Below are 17,050 nucleotides of genomic sequence, written 5' to 3'. Positions count from 1 at the left end.
ATTAATCACCTCAAAATTCTATTTACTATCTTCATAAAAGAGTTAAAAGAAATACTTGCTAAATAATAGTGTACTAGAGTTTAGAATAATTTTCACGGATATTCTTTTTTTAATAGACTTTAAAGGATTTGAAATGAGATTTCATAGGTAATTAAAGAGAGGCATATAATGTATAAAAATATTTTTCATAAGATAGGAACAAGTGAAATGGGGATAGGTGGTGAGTAACCTGAGAAGAGTTATTCAAAATTTAGAAGTGAATCAGACAATCAAAGAGTATTTTTTATTAACAAACATTCAATCGAAGCTAGGGAAAAATGGTCCCTATTTTGAAATGACACTTGCGGATGCATCTGGAGAAGTTAAGGCGCGAAAATGGGATTTAACTGATAAAGATTTACAATTTTTTGAGATCATTCAAAAGGAGCTGCCAGCGGTCGTATTAGTAAAAGGGATGACGAGACAATTTCAAAAGGCACTTGATATGAAAGTGTTTTACATTGTAATCCCACAGAATGATGAACAAATATCGGTCCGTGAGTTTATCCCACATGCACCCATAGCGATGGATGAGGCCTTCAAGCAAATTGAAGAGACAATCGACAAAATGAAAAACGATAAACTTTATTTGATTGTTAATGAATTGTATCGTCTTTATCGCCCTTTCCTTGTTCAATACCCAGCCTCGACACATCATCATCAAGTATATGGTGGACTTGTATGGCATACGTTCAATACGTTACAAGTAGCTAAATTGGTAATCGAACTGTATCCAGGTTTGTTTGATGCTGATTTGTTATTGGGTGGAGCAATCTTGCATGATTTGGCAAAGATAAAAGATTATCATGTTCAACAAGGAACCATTACGAATGTGACTGATAAAGCAAAAATGATTGGTCATATTGTTGGTATGGCACACGAGATTCGAGAAACAGCGCGGCGATTAGATATTGATGTAAATAGTTCTGAAGTAGAGGCATTGGAGCACCTGATCTTGAGTCATCATGGGAAGGGGGAACATGGCAGTCCAGTGGAACCCATCCTCCCAGAGGCGATTGCTCTTCACGCTATTGTGGTACTAGACACAAAGCTAGGAGCTGTATATTCACTTATGGAAAATACACAGTTAGATGAATGGTCAGACTGGTCTAAGCTATTAGAAACACGAGTAAAAAAACAAAAGTGGTGACAGACAATCCATATGGACGGTTTGATTAACTTTGTCCTGTGTACTCAAACATACAGTTTTGAACCGTACGTTATATGAATTGAAAAAACGTACATAAGGAGATCCCCTATGTACGTTTTTTCGTAACGACACAACTTCTTACATCTAATATGTTTTGTAAGGCAACTGATTAATTGTTGTTGTTGTTGTTATTGTTATTGTTGTTGTTGTTACGATTATTACGATTGTTTAGATCTTGCGCGTCATTTTCGTTTGCAAATTCCGCATTAACATTATCAACATTTAACTCATTGTTGTTGTTATTGTTGTTATTGTTGTTATTACGGTTGTTACGATTATTGTTGTTTGCCATTTGCCTCACACCCCCATTCCAAAATTTAGTATGTAACTATCACATTGATTTCATACCTCCTTTTTAAATTCAGCCTTTTCCGATTGTTAGAAATACTCTGTACAAATAGAAAAAGCGCCTAGAGATTCTCTAAGCACTGGAGTAGAGTAGATCATTTATTCACCAATTTCAATGCTAGTTTCGTTAATCGTTAGTTCCCAAACAAGTGAATCTGCATTAAATGTTACATTTTTTACAATCATCAAATCATATTGATCATTAGCCAATTGTTCAAGGGCTTTTTTTGTCGCCTCAGCTTTATTTAAAGTTGCACCTTCGGGATGAATAGGTGGGAGAATATTTATTTTTTTTGCCGATCCTTGTGCCGGATAAGATTCTGCAACAGCACCGTCAAACCAAACCTCAACCTCCATTCCAATTTCTACATCTTCAGTTACATTTGATACCCAAGCAGCGTCATAAAACTCACTGACACCCCCAGTAGAACTGAAATCTTGTGCTTCCGAGCTAACAACTAGAATGCGATGGTCATCTTTATTTGTAATAAAACCAACTAAATGAGGAGACCCTTGAAGTTCATCATCAAGCTGATTGTCCCCTGCAGAATTACAAGCTAATAACGAGATACCCATAATCAAAATAAGTAAAAAAGAATATATTCTTTTCATGAAAACACCTCCTACTAATAGGACGATATTTTCGTTTAGAAGGTTACAAATAATTAATGACCTTACAAATAACCATTGTGTAAATGGATGAATGATTAAACCACTCTCGTGACATAGTATAGGTGTTGGCATTTTTATAAAAAATTGCTCTATTTCAAATGAGGGGGTAGTCATATCTAATGGAAAACACACATGAGTTTGTAGAAAAAATACATGAAAAACAGAAAAAAGATCAACAAAATAAAAAAAGACAAGGAAAAGGGGACCCGGCGACAAAGCTGCCAAGTAAGGGACATCCTTAATAAAACTGCATTCAAAAGAACAGGGAGATCACCATTTTGGGTGGTCTTTTTGGTTTGCTTATTGATTATTTTATGATCTCTCACAATATGATGAAAAAATACGACAAAGGTAACATAGGACAACTTTTTACAGAATATGTTAAATGTACGACTTACTTTGGTTGTTCAGACAAAGAAAGGAGTTGTCTTATGGGGAAAAGAAAAACATATATGAAAAAAATGGTGAATAAAGCACGAAAAAAACAAGAAAGAAAATATAAGATTTCCTTAAAAAGACTTGAGGAGTTTCAACATAGTGATAGTTCGAATGTTATTGAACAATTTTATCGACAAAAAGACAAAAAATAAAAATAAAAACAGCAGCCGAAATCGGAACTGCTGTTAACATCAATTTAATCTATCTTTACTGACCTTAAGCTGCCGCCCTTTGCAAAATGACGCTCAATCTTTTTTTCAACGGCAGGATTGGGAATCAGTGGCGGTGCGTGATGTGGCTTGATTCTTGCATCAATGATCACATTATCACAGCCCCAATGCTTGAATTCATACGAACTGTTAACCCCGTATATGTCATGGGAAGGATTACTTCGGGTAAACGCCACCCATAAAAAGTTATTTAATGCCTCACTTACAAATTGACTATCATCACAAAGGATAATCATTGGGCATGTAGGGATGGATCCTCTTGAACGAATCGCAGCGGTTAACGCTTCCATTTCCTTTTGGGCAGTTTCGTAATTAGAAAATTTCGCCCCTTGTATTGCAACAACCCCAGGCATGATTAAACGTGCACCTTCAAATTCCCGTAATTCCTTTAATTGTTCAGGGACTTCCATGCATAAGTCTCTTTTTTTGTCGCCATACGCCGCAAAGACAACTTTACTACCTGTATTTAATCCAGTTCCTGAATAATCGAGAGTATCGATGGTTGTATTCGTTTGAAAATGAATGTCACGGTGAAGATCAATACGTTCTAAAATGTAAGTGATAAAGTCAACTTCATTATGTGTATCTAACGGTTGGCCGTCTTCAGCAGTAATAAAGAGATACTTGGCAAGGCTTAGTTGATTTGTCCCTAGAATTCGATTGGCAATTGTCAGCAATTCAGCAGGTTGTTTCACCGATTGATAAGGTGTATAACGTTCACTTCCAATTGCAAAAAGTAGCGGATGAACTCCAGCTGCATCAACGGCATGTACTTCTTTTACACCAGGAATTTCTTGTTTGATTGCGTCACCAGTCAGTTCATGTATAATCGCACCAAATGTTGTATCTTCCTGAGGAGGACGACCAACAACTGTAAATGGCCAGATTGCATTTGGTTTTGCATATACTTTATTTATTTTCATTAATGGAAAATCATGAGTTAAGCTGTAATACCCTAAATGATCACCAAACGGACCTTCAGGCTTTGTTTCACCCGGATGAATTTCGCCTGTAATGACAAAATCCGCATCATTACTAATGCAATAGCCATCAATATAGCTGTATCGGAAACGACGGCCTGAAAGCAAACCAGCAAACGTCATTTCGCTTAAGCCTTCAGGTAACGGCATAACTGCTGCCAACGTATGTGCAGGAGGTCCGCCAATAAATATACTTACTTTTAACGGTTTTCCTAATCGATTTGCTTTCTCCTGGTGAATGCCAATGCCCCGGTGAATTTGATAGTGTAAACCAATTTCTTTATTAAGGTCATACTCGTTGCCGCTAAGCTGAACACGATACATTCCTAAATTTGCGTTCATAATGCCAGGTTTATCAGGATCTTCCGAGTATACTTGTGGTAATGTCACAAACGCTCCCCCATCATCAGGCCAATGATGGATCAGTGGAAGATCGGAAATCGTAATTTCCTCGGCAGTGGCGGGTTGACTACTCGATTTTTTTAACGGTAGAGCCTTTGATGCTGCTAACCCTGTACTAACATGTGTAAATGGGTTTTTTAGTGCTTTCATAGGATCATTACGCAGATCAATAACACTTTCCGCTTGATCCCATGTTTTACGAAAAATAAATTTTCCGCGTTCTACAGTACCAAATATGTTAGATACCGCTCGAAACTTTGAGCCTTTCACATTTTCAAATAATAGTGCCGGACCACCTGCTTCATAAACTTTTAAATGAATGGCTGCCATTTCAAGATAAGGATCAACTTCTTCCTTTATTCGAATTAAATGTCCATGTTTTTCTAAGTCTAAAATACATTCTTCTAGGTTTTGATACATAACGATATCTCCTATTTAGTATACTTTCATCAATTGCACTCGTTAAATTATATCAAAAAAAAGGTTTATTGTACCGACTATTAAAGGAAATCTTCAATGAAGTGTGGAAAAGTAGTATGCTAGTAAAAATTGTTGAAATTAATTCCAATTTGAATGATAATTGTATAGTTACATAAATAATGAAACCCTTAAAAGGAAGGTAATATATGTCAGAGCAAAATATTACTAGAATAAATATGAATGGTAAGGAAATTATCCTTATAGGAACTGCACATGTATCAAAGCGAAGTGCCGAAGAGGTTAAAGAAGTCATTGAACGAGAAAAGCCGGATTCTGTTTGTGTTGAACTTGATGAACAACGCTATCAGTCCATTATGGATGAAAATAAATGGAAAAACATGGATATCTTTAAGGTGATTAAAGAAAAGAAAGCAAGTCTTCTTTTAATGAACCTTGTTATCTCTTCGTTTCAAAAACGAATGGCAAAGCAATTCGGGATTAAGCCTGGACAAGAAATGATTCAAGGAATTGAATCAGCGGATGTTATTGGTGCTGATCTTGTATTAGCTGATCGAAACATTCAAATTACTTTTTCGCGAATTTGGAATGGAATTGGGCTTTGGGGGAAGGCTAAGCTGCTTATGGAACTGATTGCGAGTATCTTCTCTAAGGAAAATATCTCAGAGGAGGAGCTGGAAAAGTTAAAATCTCAGGATATGCTTAATTCAATGCTCCATGAATTTACAGAAACGTTTCCAAGATTAAAGGTTCCATTGATAGATGAGCGCGATCAGTATTTGGCGCAAAAAATTAAAGAGGCACCAGGGCAGAAGGTTGTAGCCGTACTAGGGGCAGCGCATGTTCCCGGTATCAAGACTGAAATTCATAAAGAGCATGATTTGGCAGCAATCTCGAAAGTGCCGCCGAAATCCAATGCACCCAGAATTATTGCTTGGACGATCCCGCTTATTATTTTAAGTATTATAGCTTATACATTTTATGCAAACCCTTCTGCTGGTTTTCAACAAACAGTTAGCTGGGTTCTATGGAATGGTTCGTTTTCGGCCATTGGGGCAGCATTAGCGTTTGGTCATCCTTTAGCCATTCTTACAGCTTTTGTTATTGCACCATTAAGTTCATTGAACCCATTAATGGCTGCGGGCTGGTTTTCAGGATTTGTACAGGCTGCCATGCGCAGGCCGAATGTGGCAGATTTTGAAACCCTCTCAGAGGATGTCTACTCGATCAAAGGATTTAGAGATAACAAAGTAACCCGAATTCTTCTAGTAGTTGTTCTAACTAATTTAGGAAGTACACTGGGAACATTTATTGGAGGAGCAGATGTAATCAGGTTGTTCCTTGAAAATTTATAATTCATGATGAAAGGCCTTCGACAGTATTCTGACGAAGGCCTTTGTTATCTTACGTAAATGATAATGTATAAGGACCGTCTAATGCAGGGTGATTAATTAAACGAATCGATTTTGGTTTACAGCGAATAACGATATAATTAGGGTCGTCAGGACCTTCTAAATACTTACGGAAATTATCATGCCAAAAGCGATCCTTTAATTCTTTCTCATCATGAATGGTGGCAACTGCTGTCATATCAATATACGGCTTTCCGAACCCTCCCCCTTCAAATCCTATTAAAATATGGACTTTATCGTTTTTTAACATGTCTTGAACTTTCTCTGTCTTCTTACTGGAAATAGTATAAAGGGTATATTCCTCATTTCGAAAAATCATATAACGAGCAAAAGGTTGGTCTCCTTTCATTGTCGATAGTGTCCCAATTCGATGCTTTGTTAAAATTCGTAATATTTCGTCATTTACTGCTTGCTGATCCATATTATTCACCTCAATTAGTTTGAAAAATGTAATGATTGTATGTACTATTCTATAGTATCAAAAGAAAGTCTGGTATTTGGAAAAAATCTAGCTCCTTTTTTAAAAATTTGCTTTACCGTTAGTTCTTTCACCATTTAGAACGAAAATAGAAAGAGAAGGTTGGGAATCATTTGAATGATGTTAATCTTAATTATAAATCATATCTTTATACATATACGTACCGTGAGGAAGAACACTCATTATGCAGGCTTGAGATGCGGGCTTTTTTTGGTTTTGATACATCATCAAGCATAGTTGAAAGTTCATTGCCAATTGATCCGAGTCGAAGTCCATTTATGAGAGAAAGAATAGCTGTTCTTTTTAAGGAAAGAAGTATTGAAGAACTTCTTACAGAGCTAGCAAGTTTTCATGTTAAAGATGCTACATTTAAGGTTATGTTTGTTCATAATCCAAATGTCTGTAAGAAGGATAAAGTGTCATACGAACAACGACGTTTGTTAGAGCGAAAAACAGGTTTGCAAATAATCGGACAAGTAAATTTAAAAGATCCTACCCGCGTATTTGCGTTGATGAGCGTAGGTGATCAATGGGTTTTTGGTGACTATCTTGAGGGTCAATCAGTTTGGCACATCCACCAAAGAAAACCAAACGACTACTCCACTGCATTAAGTACGCGTGTCGCTAGAGCGGTCGTTAATATTGCTGTTCCACGTATTCAAGGGGTTAAAGTTATTGATCCTTGCTGTGGAATTGGGACGGTTCTTGTTGAGGCAAAATCGATGGGAATTGACATTGTCGGAAGTGATATTAATCCGCTCGCGCTGATAGGAGCGCGTGAAAACCTTGCTTATTTTGGCTATCAAACTGATGTTGTGAAACGAGATATACGAGATGTCAAAGAAAAATATGATATAGCAATTATTGATCTTCCCTATAATTTATGTTCTGTCATTACACCGGGAGAATGGTTTGAAATGTTACAATGTGCCCAGCAATTTGCCGATCGAGTTGTTGTTGTCACAATTGAAAATATTGATAATATCATTAAACAGGCAGGATTTATAATTCAAGACCGCTGTGAAATTAAGAAAGGGAAGGTCATTAGGCAAGTGCTAGTTTGTGAAAGTATAAAAAATAATGATAAAATTATGACTAATTATTGAAAAATCTGTATTTTTGAAGGGGATTTTAATTTGAACTTAAAACTAGGGTATAAAGAGTTGTTATTAAGGAGGGGGAAACATGGACTTTACATTTATTCATGCTGCAGATATCCATCTTGATAGTCCGTTAAAAGGTTTGGAGAAATATGAAGGTGCACCAGTTGAAAAAATTCGAAATGCTACACGAGATGCCTTTCGCAATTTAGTCGATCTTGCAATTGAAAAAAAGGTTTGCTTTTTAATTATAGCTGGTGATTTGTATGATGGAGACTGGAAGGATTACAATACGGGTTTGTTTTTTGTAAGCCAAATGAGTCGACTGCAAAAAGAAAACATTCCTGTCTTCCTTATTCGTGGCAATCACGATGCAGCAAGTTTGATTACTAAAGAGTTAAAACTACCAAATAATGTTATTGAATTCCCAGTTGATCAGCCAATCACTGAAACGATAGAGGAATATAACGTAGCACTTCATGGCCAAGGGTTTTCATCACGAGCTGTGACAGAAAACCTGGCGAAAGCCTACCCAGCAAAGAAAGAAGGCTATATCAATATTGGAATTTTACATACAAGTGCAACAGGGCGAGAAGGCCATGAAACTTATGCCCCTTGCTCGCTTGAGGATTTACGGATAAAAGACTATGACTATTGGGCATTGGGGCATATCCATTTACGGGAAGTGTTACAAGAAAGTAACCCGGTTATCCTTTTTCCTGGTAATATCCAAGGACGACATATTCGGGAAACAGGGAATAAAGGCTGTACGATTGTCCATGTAAAGAACGGTCGAATTAATAGCTATGAACACCATTCACTAGATGTATTAAGATGGGAATTATGTGAAGTTGATGCATCAGATGCCAAAGCAATTGATGAAGTCATCGAAAAGGCTCGTGAACAACTAGAACGATTGTATCAACAAAATGAAGGTCGTTTTTTAGCAGTTAGAATACGTGTGATAGGGGCAACAAGTATCCATCAACGGCTCATTGTTGAAAAAGATCACATTATTAATAATCTGCGTTCGACGGCATTAGAAGTTGGTTATGGTGATGTGTGGATTGAGAAAATAAAAATTGAAACAAACAGGTTGATTGATATTGAGGAACTAAAGGAACAACATACACCAGTTGCTAATATTCTCGAATATCTAGAGGAAATAACTAATGATCCAGATACGTTACAATTGCTGCTACAAGAGTTTAAGGATCTCCAAAACGCTTTACCACAAGAGCTTAAAAGTAGTGAGGAAAGTTTTGATTTTCAGTCAACAGACCTACTTACGAAAAGGCTACCGGAAGTTGAAGACTTACTCCTCTACTATTTAACAACACAGGCGGGGGTGGAAAAACCATCATGAGATTTGATTATTTAACGTTACGTGCATTCGGCCATTTTACAGATTATGAGTTGAAATTTGACGAAACAAAAAACTTCCACCTATTATATGGACGAAATGAAGCAGGAAAAAGTACAATCCTACGTTCAATTCCTAATTTTTTATACGGATTTCCGAGATCAACACCTGACTCATTTCTGCATAGTAATCAAAAGCTGCGAATTGAAGGGAAGTTAAAAAATAAGAATGGTGAGTCATTCCAGTTTATCAGGCGTAAAGGACAAAAAAATACAGTGCTTGACATTGATAGTAATCCAATAGATGAAAAGAAAGTTTATGAGTATTTAAACGGAATTTCTGAGAATCAATTTATCAATATGTTTGCTCTTAACCATGTTCGGATACGTGAAGGCGGAGAAAGCTTATTTCAAAGTGACGGGAATGTTGGTCAAAGTCTTTTTTCTGCAGCATCAGGGTTTAATGTATTACGAAATGTTTTAGATGAACTAGAAAATAAATCACGTGATCTCTATGTAAAAGGTGGATCAACGAGAACGATCAATCAAGCAATTAAAGAAGAAAAAGAAATTACAAAAAAGATGTCCGATATGCAGTTGAAAATCCAAGAATGGAAAGATCTGGAACGGAAGTATCACGATGATAAAAAAGAAATCGAGCGTTTATCAGACGAAATAAAAGCATTAAGCCGTGAAGAGATGAAATTGGAACGGTTAAAACAGACACTACCTAAAATAGCACTGCGAAAAGAGCTATTAGAAAAACGAGAAGACCTAAAAGGGGTACCTGATCTGCCTCTGAATATTGAAGAGATCCGTAAAGAAAATGATCAAAAGTTAGCATCAGCACAAAAAGCAAAGAAAAAGGCAGAAGAAAACCTGCAAGATATTAAAAATCAGCTTGAGGAAATTTCGATTCCTGATGGACTAATTAATCAAGCGACGATGATCGAGTCTTTATATCGTGAAGTCGATAGTTATCAAAAGGATGTTAAGAAATTACCAATTATTGAAGGTGAGTACCGACAATTAGAACAAAGGATAAAAGCTGTTCTAAAAGAAATTGATGCAACAAAGGTAGAACTTACAAACATTGAGCGGTACCGATTGTCAATCGAAAAAAAGAAAACAATTCGTGAATTAAGTGAACAAAAACCGTTATTAGACCAAAAATATAAAGCTGCCTCTGAAGATGTTGAAGAGGTAGAAAGTACACTTAACAATGTAATCAAAGAGTTGGAAGAAATAGGAGAAGTTCCTGATGTTGATGAGCTTGAGATTGTGCTCGATAAAGTAAAACGTGAAGGGAAACTAGAATTAATTCTAAAAGAAAAAAAAGTAAAACAAATCCAGTTAAAGAAGGACATTGAGGATTCTATCCAAGCGTTACCACTATGGAGCGGGACGAGTGATGAACTTTTACAATTAAAGGTGCCAAACTTAAAGGAAACAGTGAAAAAATACCAAACACAGCTCCAACATTTTTCATATGAATTGCAACAAGTGCAGGAAAAAACTGAGACAGAGCAAACAGCCATTGAAGCAAATGAAAAGCGTATTCGTGAGTTAGAATCTCTTGCCGATATTCCAACAGAAGAAATCCTGCAACAATCGCGAAACCATCGTGATGCAGGTTGGTTAGTGATTCGTAATAAATTAAATACGGGTGAATTTGAGGATGCTAAGCTTCAAGCGTTCACTAACGGATTACCAGTTGATCATGCATTTGAAAAAAGTGTTTATGAAACGGACGATATAGCAGACAAAATGCGTAGAGAAGCGGAAAAGCTAGGTGAGAAAAACAAGTTTATTGCTGATATTGAAACAAGCGAGAATAAGGTTATTGCACTTACAAAAGAGCAAGGACAAATTGAAGAGAAAATCAAACAATGGGATGAAGAATGGAAAAATCATTGGAAAGTGATTACTCGTGAACCGTTATCTCCGGAAGAAATGCTAGAATGGCTGGAAAAATATGAGTCAATCCTCACCATTATTCGTGAAAAACAAGCAATTGAGACAGAACAGCGAGAGCTAGAAGATACACTAAAAGAGGTTACCGGTGCTTTAGAGAAAGCATTAGCGACGGAATCATCTATAGCAAAAGGATTATCACTTGAAGATCTTGTTGCACAAGCAGAAAAAACAAGAAAGCATTTAACAGAACAAAAAAATGAACAAAACAATTTGCTTAAACTGAAAAAAGAATTAGAAGGAAAGCTTACCCACATTAAAGGAAAAAAGGAAGAATTGTCTGGGCAGCTTAAGCAATGGAAGGAAAAATGGGAGAACGCATTGGATGGATTAACTGTATCAAAAGAATCCTCACCAACAATCATAAAAGAGTTACTTGAAATGTATGATTCCTGTGTTTGCGACTACGACGATATGAAACAAATGGAAGAGGAAATCGCTTCAATGAAAGAACGTATTGTTGGTTTTGAAGAACGAGTAAAAGGTTTGAAGCTGTTTACTGTTTCAACCGTAGTTGACCATGGCATGGATCTCGCGGTGAATGAATTATATGGAACTCTTCAAAAGGCTCGTGAAGATCAGGCAACCATGACGAATCTGCAGCAGTTGGTAAAACGCGAGGAAGGATATAAAAAAGAAGCAGAATTTGAAATTGAAGAGGCAAAGGATAGTTTAAATCAGTTAATGGTTCTAGCAAATTGTCATGCTATGGAGGATTTTGATAAAATAATTTCTCTTTTTAAACAAAAAATTGAGAATGGCAGTAGAATTGAGCAAATAGAGTCGCAATTAATTGAGCTTGTAAATGGAAGAACGATTCACGAATTAATCGAAGAAGCTCACAATGTTGAAAAAGATTCGATTGATATTGAACTAGTAGAGTTAACGAAAAAACGAAATGAGCTAGATACTATACGCTCACAAACAGAGCAAGCCTTTGGAGTGATTAAAAAGGAATATACAGAAAAAATTGAAGGTGCGAATTTTGCTTCTGTAAGTGCTGCTGAAGAAAAGCAAAGTGTTTTAGCAAAGCTTTCACATTATACGGATCAATATATTAATCACAAGCTTGCTTCCTTACTGTTAAAAAAGGGGATTGAATTTTATCGTGAAAAAAATCAAAGTCCAATCATGAAACGGACAAGTGAAATTTTTCATCGACTGACATTACAATCTTTTGATGGTGTTACTGTTGAATATAATGAGAAAGATCAGCCAGTCATTATGGGGATTCGTAATCAAGATGAAAAGGTAGAGATTACAGGAATGAGTGATGGAACAACCGATCAACTGTATTTAGCTTTACGTATTGCTAGCATTGAGAAGTATACGCAAGAAAATGAACCGATGCCATTTATTGTTGATGATATTTTGGTCCATTTCGATGATGAACGTTCAAAAGAAACATTGAAAGTATTGCTTGAATTATCAAAACAAACACAAATCATTTTTTTCACCCATCACTACCGAATTCTCGAGTTAATGAAAGAAATATCCAATGAACAGCAGTATCAATTACATGAAATGAATACAACTGAGACTGCGGGAGTGCTATAACTTAAACCACAAGAAAACGGGCGTTGCTGTGTAACGTCTGTTTTTTTCTGAGAAGCTTTAAGCAGCTTTATACCGTTTTCTGATTAAACTTTGCTATAATAAACGGAGAATTGACCAAATCTTCTGATGATTTGCAAGTAATAAAGGATGTGATTACGATTCAAATGATCGAACGAGATGGATACACAGTGTATCCAATATGTGTTGAAGCCGAACATGGCCTTCGAACGTATAATTTTTATCTAATAAGGCATGGGAAGTCGCTGACACTTATTGATGCTGGGGCACCAGTAGATAGTTGTTGGAATGAGTTAATGAAAACTTTAGAGGGCAATGGTTTTAGCCTCACAGATGTCTCTGAAATATTATTAACGCACCATCATATTGATCATGTCGGGCTAGTTAACCGGATTACAGAGAAACACCCCATTCCGGTTTATGCACACCCAAATTCGATACCGCGTGTGAAAAGGGATGCCGACTTTCTAACTATGAGAATTGATTTTTTTGATCAGCTTTACCGCCAAATGGACTGCGGAAAAGAAGGTCAGAAGCATGTTCATTATTTAAGAACGATGCAAAAGAAAAACGATCATTTAAAACTAGATCCGGATATAATTTCTCTGAAAGGTGGTATGTCGATTTTTGATTTTCAAGTCTTTGAACTCCCTGGGCACGCACCAGATCAAATAGCTTTTGTTGATGAAAAAAGAAAATGGGCTTTTGCCGGTGATCATCTTATTGAACATATTTCTAGTAATGCCATCGTTGAACCTGATCATTCTGGACAAAGAATGCATACTTTAAGCGATTATAAAAGTTCGTTATTATCTTTTTTGAATTTAAATATGGATCTTGTTTTCTCAGGGCATGGTGATATTATTGAAAACCCAAATAAACTTATTGAGATGAGACTAGCAAGAATTGAGGAAAAGTCACAGAAAATCAAAGACCTTATAGAAAAAGGCATTTCAACAGGAAGTGAAGTTGCAAAGACATTGTATCAACACCGTTATCAAAACCAATTTTCATTAGTGATGTCAGAAATTATTGGTCATTTGGATGTGCTTGAGGAAAGACATGACATAGAGAAAAAGGTAAAAAATAATGTTTGGTATTATTCAGTTGTTTAGGATGTTTAAAAAAATAAAAAAATGGAGAACAGGTACAAAATTAGATGAATGTGTACCTGTTCTTTTTTTTGTAATATTTTAAATAATTATATTGACATCGATTCTCATTCTCATTAAAATAAAAATGTAATTGATAATGATAATCAAAATTAATGGTTGGGAGGGGAAAGAATTTGTAGATTTTTCAAATCACACCATTAAATTAAGGAGAGTAAACTCAATGAGGATATCCGAATGTTTATTAGGGGCGACAGCAGTAACACGAGGAAATAATGGGGATTATTTTTTGGCTGTGAATAAAGGGATTATTCTTATTAAAAAGGATGGATCTAAACAACAGATAATTCAGTTGGATACACGGATATTAGATTTAAAGTGTAGTGGTGATATCTTATATGGTGTTGGTGATGAAGGAACTTTTATTAGGAGTTTAGACTATGGTAAGTCGTGGACGACCCAAAAGATGAAGACATTAGGTCCTATCTGGAGTGTTTGCTGTAATGAAGATGGAACTGTTGTAACCCATGGTAATCATATTTTGTTTCTCTCTCATGATTTTGGTCAAACATGGAAAACCGTTCATCCTTTTCATTCTTTGAAATATAAGCCTTCAATCCGCTCTATTTTACTTGACAATAGTTTTGTATACATTGGAACAAAAATACATCAGAAATATGGTGGGATTTGGAAATTAAATTTATTAAGCTTTCACATGGTTAGAATAAAGCACGATAAACGAATGATCTCATCAATGATCAAACATAAGCAGTACATAATCACAGCTATTGGAACGAGCAAAGGATGTAATGGAAGTATTGAGTTTTGTAGAGATAACGCAAGGTTAAACCAATACAAATGGGAACGATGTGAAAGTGATACGGAAGAAAATTGTTACCTGGACCTTTCAGAAAGTAGTGGATTCCTTTACACAACAACCACCCAAGATGGAACCGGTGTAGGTAAGGTTTTACGAATATTTTTAGATGAGAAGAAAGTAACTCATTGTGCATATGTTCACGGTCATGGCTGGAGAGTGTCAAATAACAAAAATGAATTTCTAGTTGCAGGATTGTATGGGTCGCTGTATGCAAATGCAGAAGTGAATAATTTTATACATTAAATATTAGGGGGAAATATGATGAGCACCGTATTAATGGTATATGCAAGTATGACAGGGAATACAGAGCAAATGGCTGACTTAATAGAAGAAGGTTTAAAAAGTGAAGGAATCGAACTTGATCGATATGAAGTATCTGATATAGACGCCGATAGATTGAATGAATACGATTCGTTTATTTTAGGTGCTTATACATGGGGAGAGGGCGAGCTTCCGGATGAGTTTTTAGATTTTTATGATGATATGGCGGGAATTGATTTATCAGATAAGCATTGTGCAGTATTTGGATCTGGATCAACATCTTATGAAGTATATTGTGGAGCAGTTGACCTACTAGAATCAATGATTGAAGAAAAAGGAGGAACACTTATAGTACCCGGATTAAAAGTAGAAATGTTCCCGGAAGATGAAGATGAAGATCGTTGCAAAAGTTTTGGAACTGAATTTGGGAAAAAAATTAAAGGGTAATAAAAAGGTACTCTGTAATTGGGTAAAAATTTAAACGGATTGAAATAAGTTGAAAAAGCACATTTGACTAGGCTGTCAAATGTGTTTTTTTCTATTTAATAATAGTTTTGTGACAGTCATCACTACCTCTAACTTTAAAAAGTGTTACTTTATAAATATGAGAAGGGTTCTCACTACCGCTAGTTGGAACTTATAGTCGTATAACAAAGGAGAATAAATTTATGAGTGAAATGATTAATAATCGTGAACAACAGCATAACATACAAAAATCAGAACGTTTAGATGTAATAACGCAAATATTTTCAGAGCTTTATAATGGGAAGAGTGAGGAAGAGGTAAGAGACCGTTTTGATAAGACGATTGGCAAAATTACTGTTGAGGAGGTCGCACATCTTTCTCAATTACAACGTGAAATTTTAGAAACAAGAGATTTTCCTGATTTGGAAGTACAACGACTATCAGATGCTCATATGTCACTACTCAAAGGGAAAATCGTTGATATACAATATCCCCATAATGAGCCTGGTCACCCGGTTCATACATTTAAATTAGAAAATAGAGAAATAGAAAAGTTGATTGAATTTAAGTTTCAACCTAATTTACAACAGTTTGCAAAAGAGGATACTGCAGAAAATATTTACAAGCTTATAGCAGATTGTAATCTCCTACTTGATATTGATAAGCATTATAATCGTAAAGAGCATCTTATCTTCCCGTATCTAGAGAAATATGGAATTTACGGTCCGTCAACAAATATGTGGAGAATTGATGATTATATTCGAGATGCAATTAAAGAATTAAAACATAAGTTAACAAACTATGGCGGAGGCAAGAAAGAGATACTCGACATTGCACAATATGTAATTGATCAAGTAAATGAAATGATCTATCGGGAAGAAAACATCCTTTTCCCTATGGCGCTGAATAACTTTACAGAAGATGAATGGGTAAAAATTGCTCATGAGAGTGATGAAATTGGGTTTTGTTTGACTGAGCCAGAAGCAGAATGGAAACCAGAAAGAAAGCATATTGACGAGAAGGCAATTTCAGAAGGATATATCAAAATGGAGACAGGAATTTTATCATTAAAACAATTAGAGTTAGTCTTAAATCATTTACCTGTTGACATTACCTTCATTGATCATGAAGATATCGTACGCTATTTTTCTCATGGAAAAGAGAGAATCTTCCCAAGAACAAAAGCTGTAATTGGCCGTACTGTTCAAAATTGTCATCCACCGAAAAGCGCACATGTTGTAGAGGAACTTCTTGAAGATTTCAAATCAGGAAAGAAAGATAGCGAGGATTTCTGGATCAAATTTAGAGATAAATATGTTTATATACGTTACTTCGCTGTTAGAGATGATAATGGTAAGTATATGGGAACACTTGAATTCTCACAAAACATTGCACCTATTAAAGAAATAGAAGGTGAAAAAAGAATCTTATCTTAAGTTCAAATTGCGGTTTATGAGGCCACAACTATTAGGGATTGTCTATTCCTTTTAGTTGTGGTAAATTAATTAGGTCTGAAAATAAAGTAATATATTTTTTTCTATTCAATGCAAAAATGGTCTTGCAGAGAACAAAAAAACATGATATATTATTTCTTGTCGCTAATAAGCGATCACGTTATACAGATTACAAGTCGCTGTACTTTTTCTTTTAAAAGGTATTGCGCAGAATTAAACG

At 35.7% G+C, this 17,050-nt stretch carries 15 protein-coding genes; 11 read left to right on the top strand and 4 right to left on the bottom strand.

The annotated features are described in order from the left end of the window. The first annotated feature begins 220 nt into the window (after positions 1 to 220). Positions 221 to 1,189, top strand: coding sequence for a 3'-5' exoribonuclease YhaM family protein (locus ACJ2A9_RS07750; RefSeq protein WP_441421064.1), 969 nt, complete (start codon positions 221 to 223; stop codon positions 1,187 to 1,189). A 169-nt stretch (positions 1,190 to 1,358) separates the two neighbouring features. Here ACJ2A9_RS07750 and ACJ2A9_RS07745 read toward each other — a convergent pair whose 3' ends face one another. Next, positions 1,359 to 1,541, bottom strand: coding sequence for a hypothetical protein (locus ACJ2A9_RS07745; protein WP_441421063.1), 183 nt, complete (start codon positions 1,539 to 1,541; stop codon positions 1,359 to 1,361). A gap of 155 nt (positions 1,542 to 1,696) precedes the next feature. Continuing rightward, positions 1,697 to 2,209, bottom strand: coding sequence for a YobA family protein (locus ACJ2A9_RS07740; protein WP_441421062.1), 513 nt, complete (start codon positions 2,207 to 2,209; stop codon positions 1,697 to 1,699). A gap of 179 nt (positions 2,210 to 2,388) precedes the next feature. Here ACJ2A9_RS07740 and ACJ2A9_RS07735 point away from each other — a divergent pair, with 179 nt between their 5' ends. Then, positions 2,389 to 2,511, top strand: a complete 123-nt coding sequence (locus ACJ2A9_RS07735; protein WP_441421061.1) for a DUF4023 domain-containing protein — start codon at positions 2,389 to 2,391, stop codon at positions 2,509 to 2,511. Between the two features lie 36 nt (positions 2,512 to 2,547). Then, entirely contained in the window at positions 2,548 to 2,859 is a 312-nt protein-coding gene (locus tag ACJ2A9_RS07730; protein WP_441421060.1) for a hypothetical protein, read from the top strand. A 44-nt stretch (positions 2,860 to 2,903) separates the two neighbouring features. On the opposite strand, the gene ACJ2A9_RS07725 is transcribed toward ACJ2A9_RS07730, so the two are convergent. Further along, positions 2,904 to 4,739 (bottom strand): UbiD family decarboxylase, encoded by a 1,836-nt coding sequence (locus tag ACJ2A9_RS07725; RefSeq protein ID WP_441421059.1) that lies wholly within the window; start codon positions 4,737 to 4,739, stop codon positions 2,904 to 2,906. 206 nt (positions 4,740 to 4,945) lie between these two features. Between ACJ2A9_RS07725 and ACJ2A9_RS07720 the strand changes: the two genes are divergently transcribed. Continuing rightward, the gene (locus ACJ2A9_RS07720; RefSeq protein WP_441421058.1) at positions 4,946 to 6,112 is read left to right on the top strand and encodes a TraB/GumN family protein; all 1,167 of its coding nucleotides are present in this window, start codon (positions 4,946 to 4,948) and stop codon (positions 6,110 to 6,112) included. 49 nt (positions 6,113 to 6,161) lie between these two features. Here ACJ2A9_RS07720 and ACJ2A9_RS07715 read toward each other — a convergent pair whose 3' ends face one another. Then, positions 6,162 to 6,590, bottom strand: a complete 429-nt coding sequence (locus tag ACJ2A9_RS07715) for a pyridoxamine 5'-phosphate oxidase family protein (RefSeq protein ID WP_441421057.1) — start codon at positions 6,588 to 6,590, stop codon at positions 6,162 to 6,164. A 170-nt stretch (positions 6,591 to 6,760) separates the two neighbouring features. On the opposite strand from ACJ2A9_RS07715, the gene ACJ2A9_RS07710 reads away from it, so the two are divergent. The 7 genes from ACJ2A9_RS07710 (at position 6,761) to ACJ2A9_RS07680 (ending at position 16,812) form a co-directional block, all read left to right on the top strand. After that, the gene (locus ACJ2A9_RS07710) at positions 6,761 to 7,753 is read left to right on the top strand and encodes a TRM11 family SAM-dependent methyltransferase (RefSeq protein ID WP_441421056.1); all 993 of its coding nucleotides are present in this window, start codon (positions 6,761 to 6,763) and stop codon (positions 7,751 to 7,753) included. A gap of 79 nt (positions 7,754 to 7,832) precedes the next feature. Continuing rightward, positions 7,833 to 9,113: a metallophosphoesterase gene (locus ACJ2A9_RS07705; protein ID WP_441421055.1), complete on the top strand. Its 1,281-nt coding sequence runs from the start codon at positions 7,833 to 7,835 to the stop codon at positions 9,111 to 9,113. Beyond that, a complete protein-coding gene (locus ACJ2A9_RS07700; RefSeq protein WP_441421054.1) occupies positions 9,110 to 12,640 on the top strand; it encodes an AAA family ATPase in 3,531 nt (1,176 codons plus the stop codon). The genes ACJ2A9_RS07705 and ACJ2A9_RS07700 overlap by 4 nt, the downstream gene beginning before the upstream one ends. Before the next feature lie 110 nt (positions 12,641 to 12,750). After that, the gene (locus tag ACJ2A9_RS07695; protein WP_441421053.1) at positions 12,751 to 13,773 is read left to right on the top strand and encodes an MBL fold metallo-hydrolase; all 1,023 of its coding nucleotides are present in this window, start codon (positions 12,751 to 12,753) and stop codon (positions 13,771 to 13,773) included. Between the two features lie 220 nt (positions 13,774 to 13,993). Continuing rightward, positions 13,994 to 14,893, top strand: coding sequence for a WD40/YVTN/BNR-like repeat-containing protein (locus tag ACJ2A9_RS07690; protein ID WP_441421052.1), 900 nt, complete (start codon positions 13,994 to 13,996; stop codon positions 14,891 to 14,893). Between the two features lie 15 nt (positions 14,894 to 14,908). Then, positions 14,909 to 15,358, top strand: a complete 450-nt coding sequence (locus tag ACJ2A9_RS07685) for a flavodoxin (protein ID WP_441421051.1) — start codon at positions 14,909 to 14,911, stop codon at positions 15,356 to 15,358. Between the two features lie 221 nt (positions 15,359 to 15,579). After that, complete coding sequence (locus tag ACJ2A9_RS07680; RefSeq protein WP_441421050.1) at positions 15,580 to 16,812, top strand: DUF438 domain-containing protein; 1,233 nt, start codon at positions 15,580 to 15,582, stop codon at positions 16,810 to 16,812. Positions 16,813 to 17,050: the final 238 nt, after the last annotated feature.

This window comes from Anaerobacillus sp. MEB173 (assembly GCF_052119505.1).
Classification (GTDB): Bacteria; Bacillota; Bacilli; order Bacillales; family JBJMAU01; genus JBJMAU01.
The sequence above is the reverse complement of the archived record's forward strand: the minus strand, read 5'-3'. Positions and strand labels throughout refer to the sequence as shown.

Bases quoted from the DNA above. Each gene is read 5' to 3' on its own strand.
- ACJ2A9_RS07745 (WP_441421063.1), bottom strand. From the start codon at position 1,541: ATGGCAAACAACAATAATCGTAACAACCGTAATAACAACAATAACAAC.
- ACJ2A9_RS07740 (WP_441421062.1), bottom strand. From the start codon at position 2,209: ATGAAAAGAATATATTCTTTTTTACTTATTTTGATTATGGGTATCTCG.
- ACJ2A9_RS07735 (WP_441421061.1), top strand. From the start codon at position 2,389: ATGGAAAACACACATGAGTTTGTAGAAAAAATACATGAAAAACAGAAA.
- ACJ2A9_RS07725 (WP_441421059.1), bottom strand. From the start codon at position 4,739: ATGTATCAAAACCTAGAAGAATGTATTTTAGACTTAGAAAAACATGGA.
- ACJ2A9_RS07720 (WP_441421058.1), top strand. From the start codon at position 4,946: ATGTCAGAGCAAAATATTACTAGAATAAATATGAATGGTAAGGAAATT.
- ACJ2A9_RS07715 (WP_441421057.1), bottom strand. From the start codon at position 6,590: ATGGATCAGCAAGCAGTAAATGACGAAATATTACGAATTTTAACAAAG.
- ACJ2A9_RS07705 (WP_441421055.1), top strand. From the start codon at position 7,833: ATGGACTTTACATTTATTCATGCTGCAGATATCCATCTTGATAGTCCG.
- ACJ2A9_RS07700 (WP_441421054.1), top strand. From the start codon at position 9,110: ATGAGATTTGATTATTTAACGTTACGTGCATTCGGCCATTTTACAGAT.
- ACJ2A9_RS07690 (WP_441421052.1), top strand. From the start codon at position 13,994: ATGAGGATATCCGAATGTTTATTAGGGGCGACAGCAGTAACACGAGGA.
- ACJ2A9_RS07685 (WP_441421051.1), top strand. From the start codon at position 14,909: ATGATGAGCACCGTATTAATGGTATATGCAAGTATGACAGGGAATACA.
- ACJ2A9_RS07680 (WP_441421050.1), top strand. From the start codon at position 15,580: ATGAGTGAAATGATTAATAATCGTGAACAACAGCATAACATACAAAAA.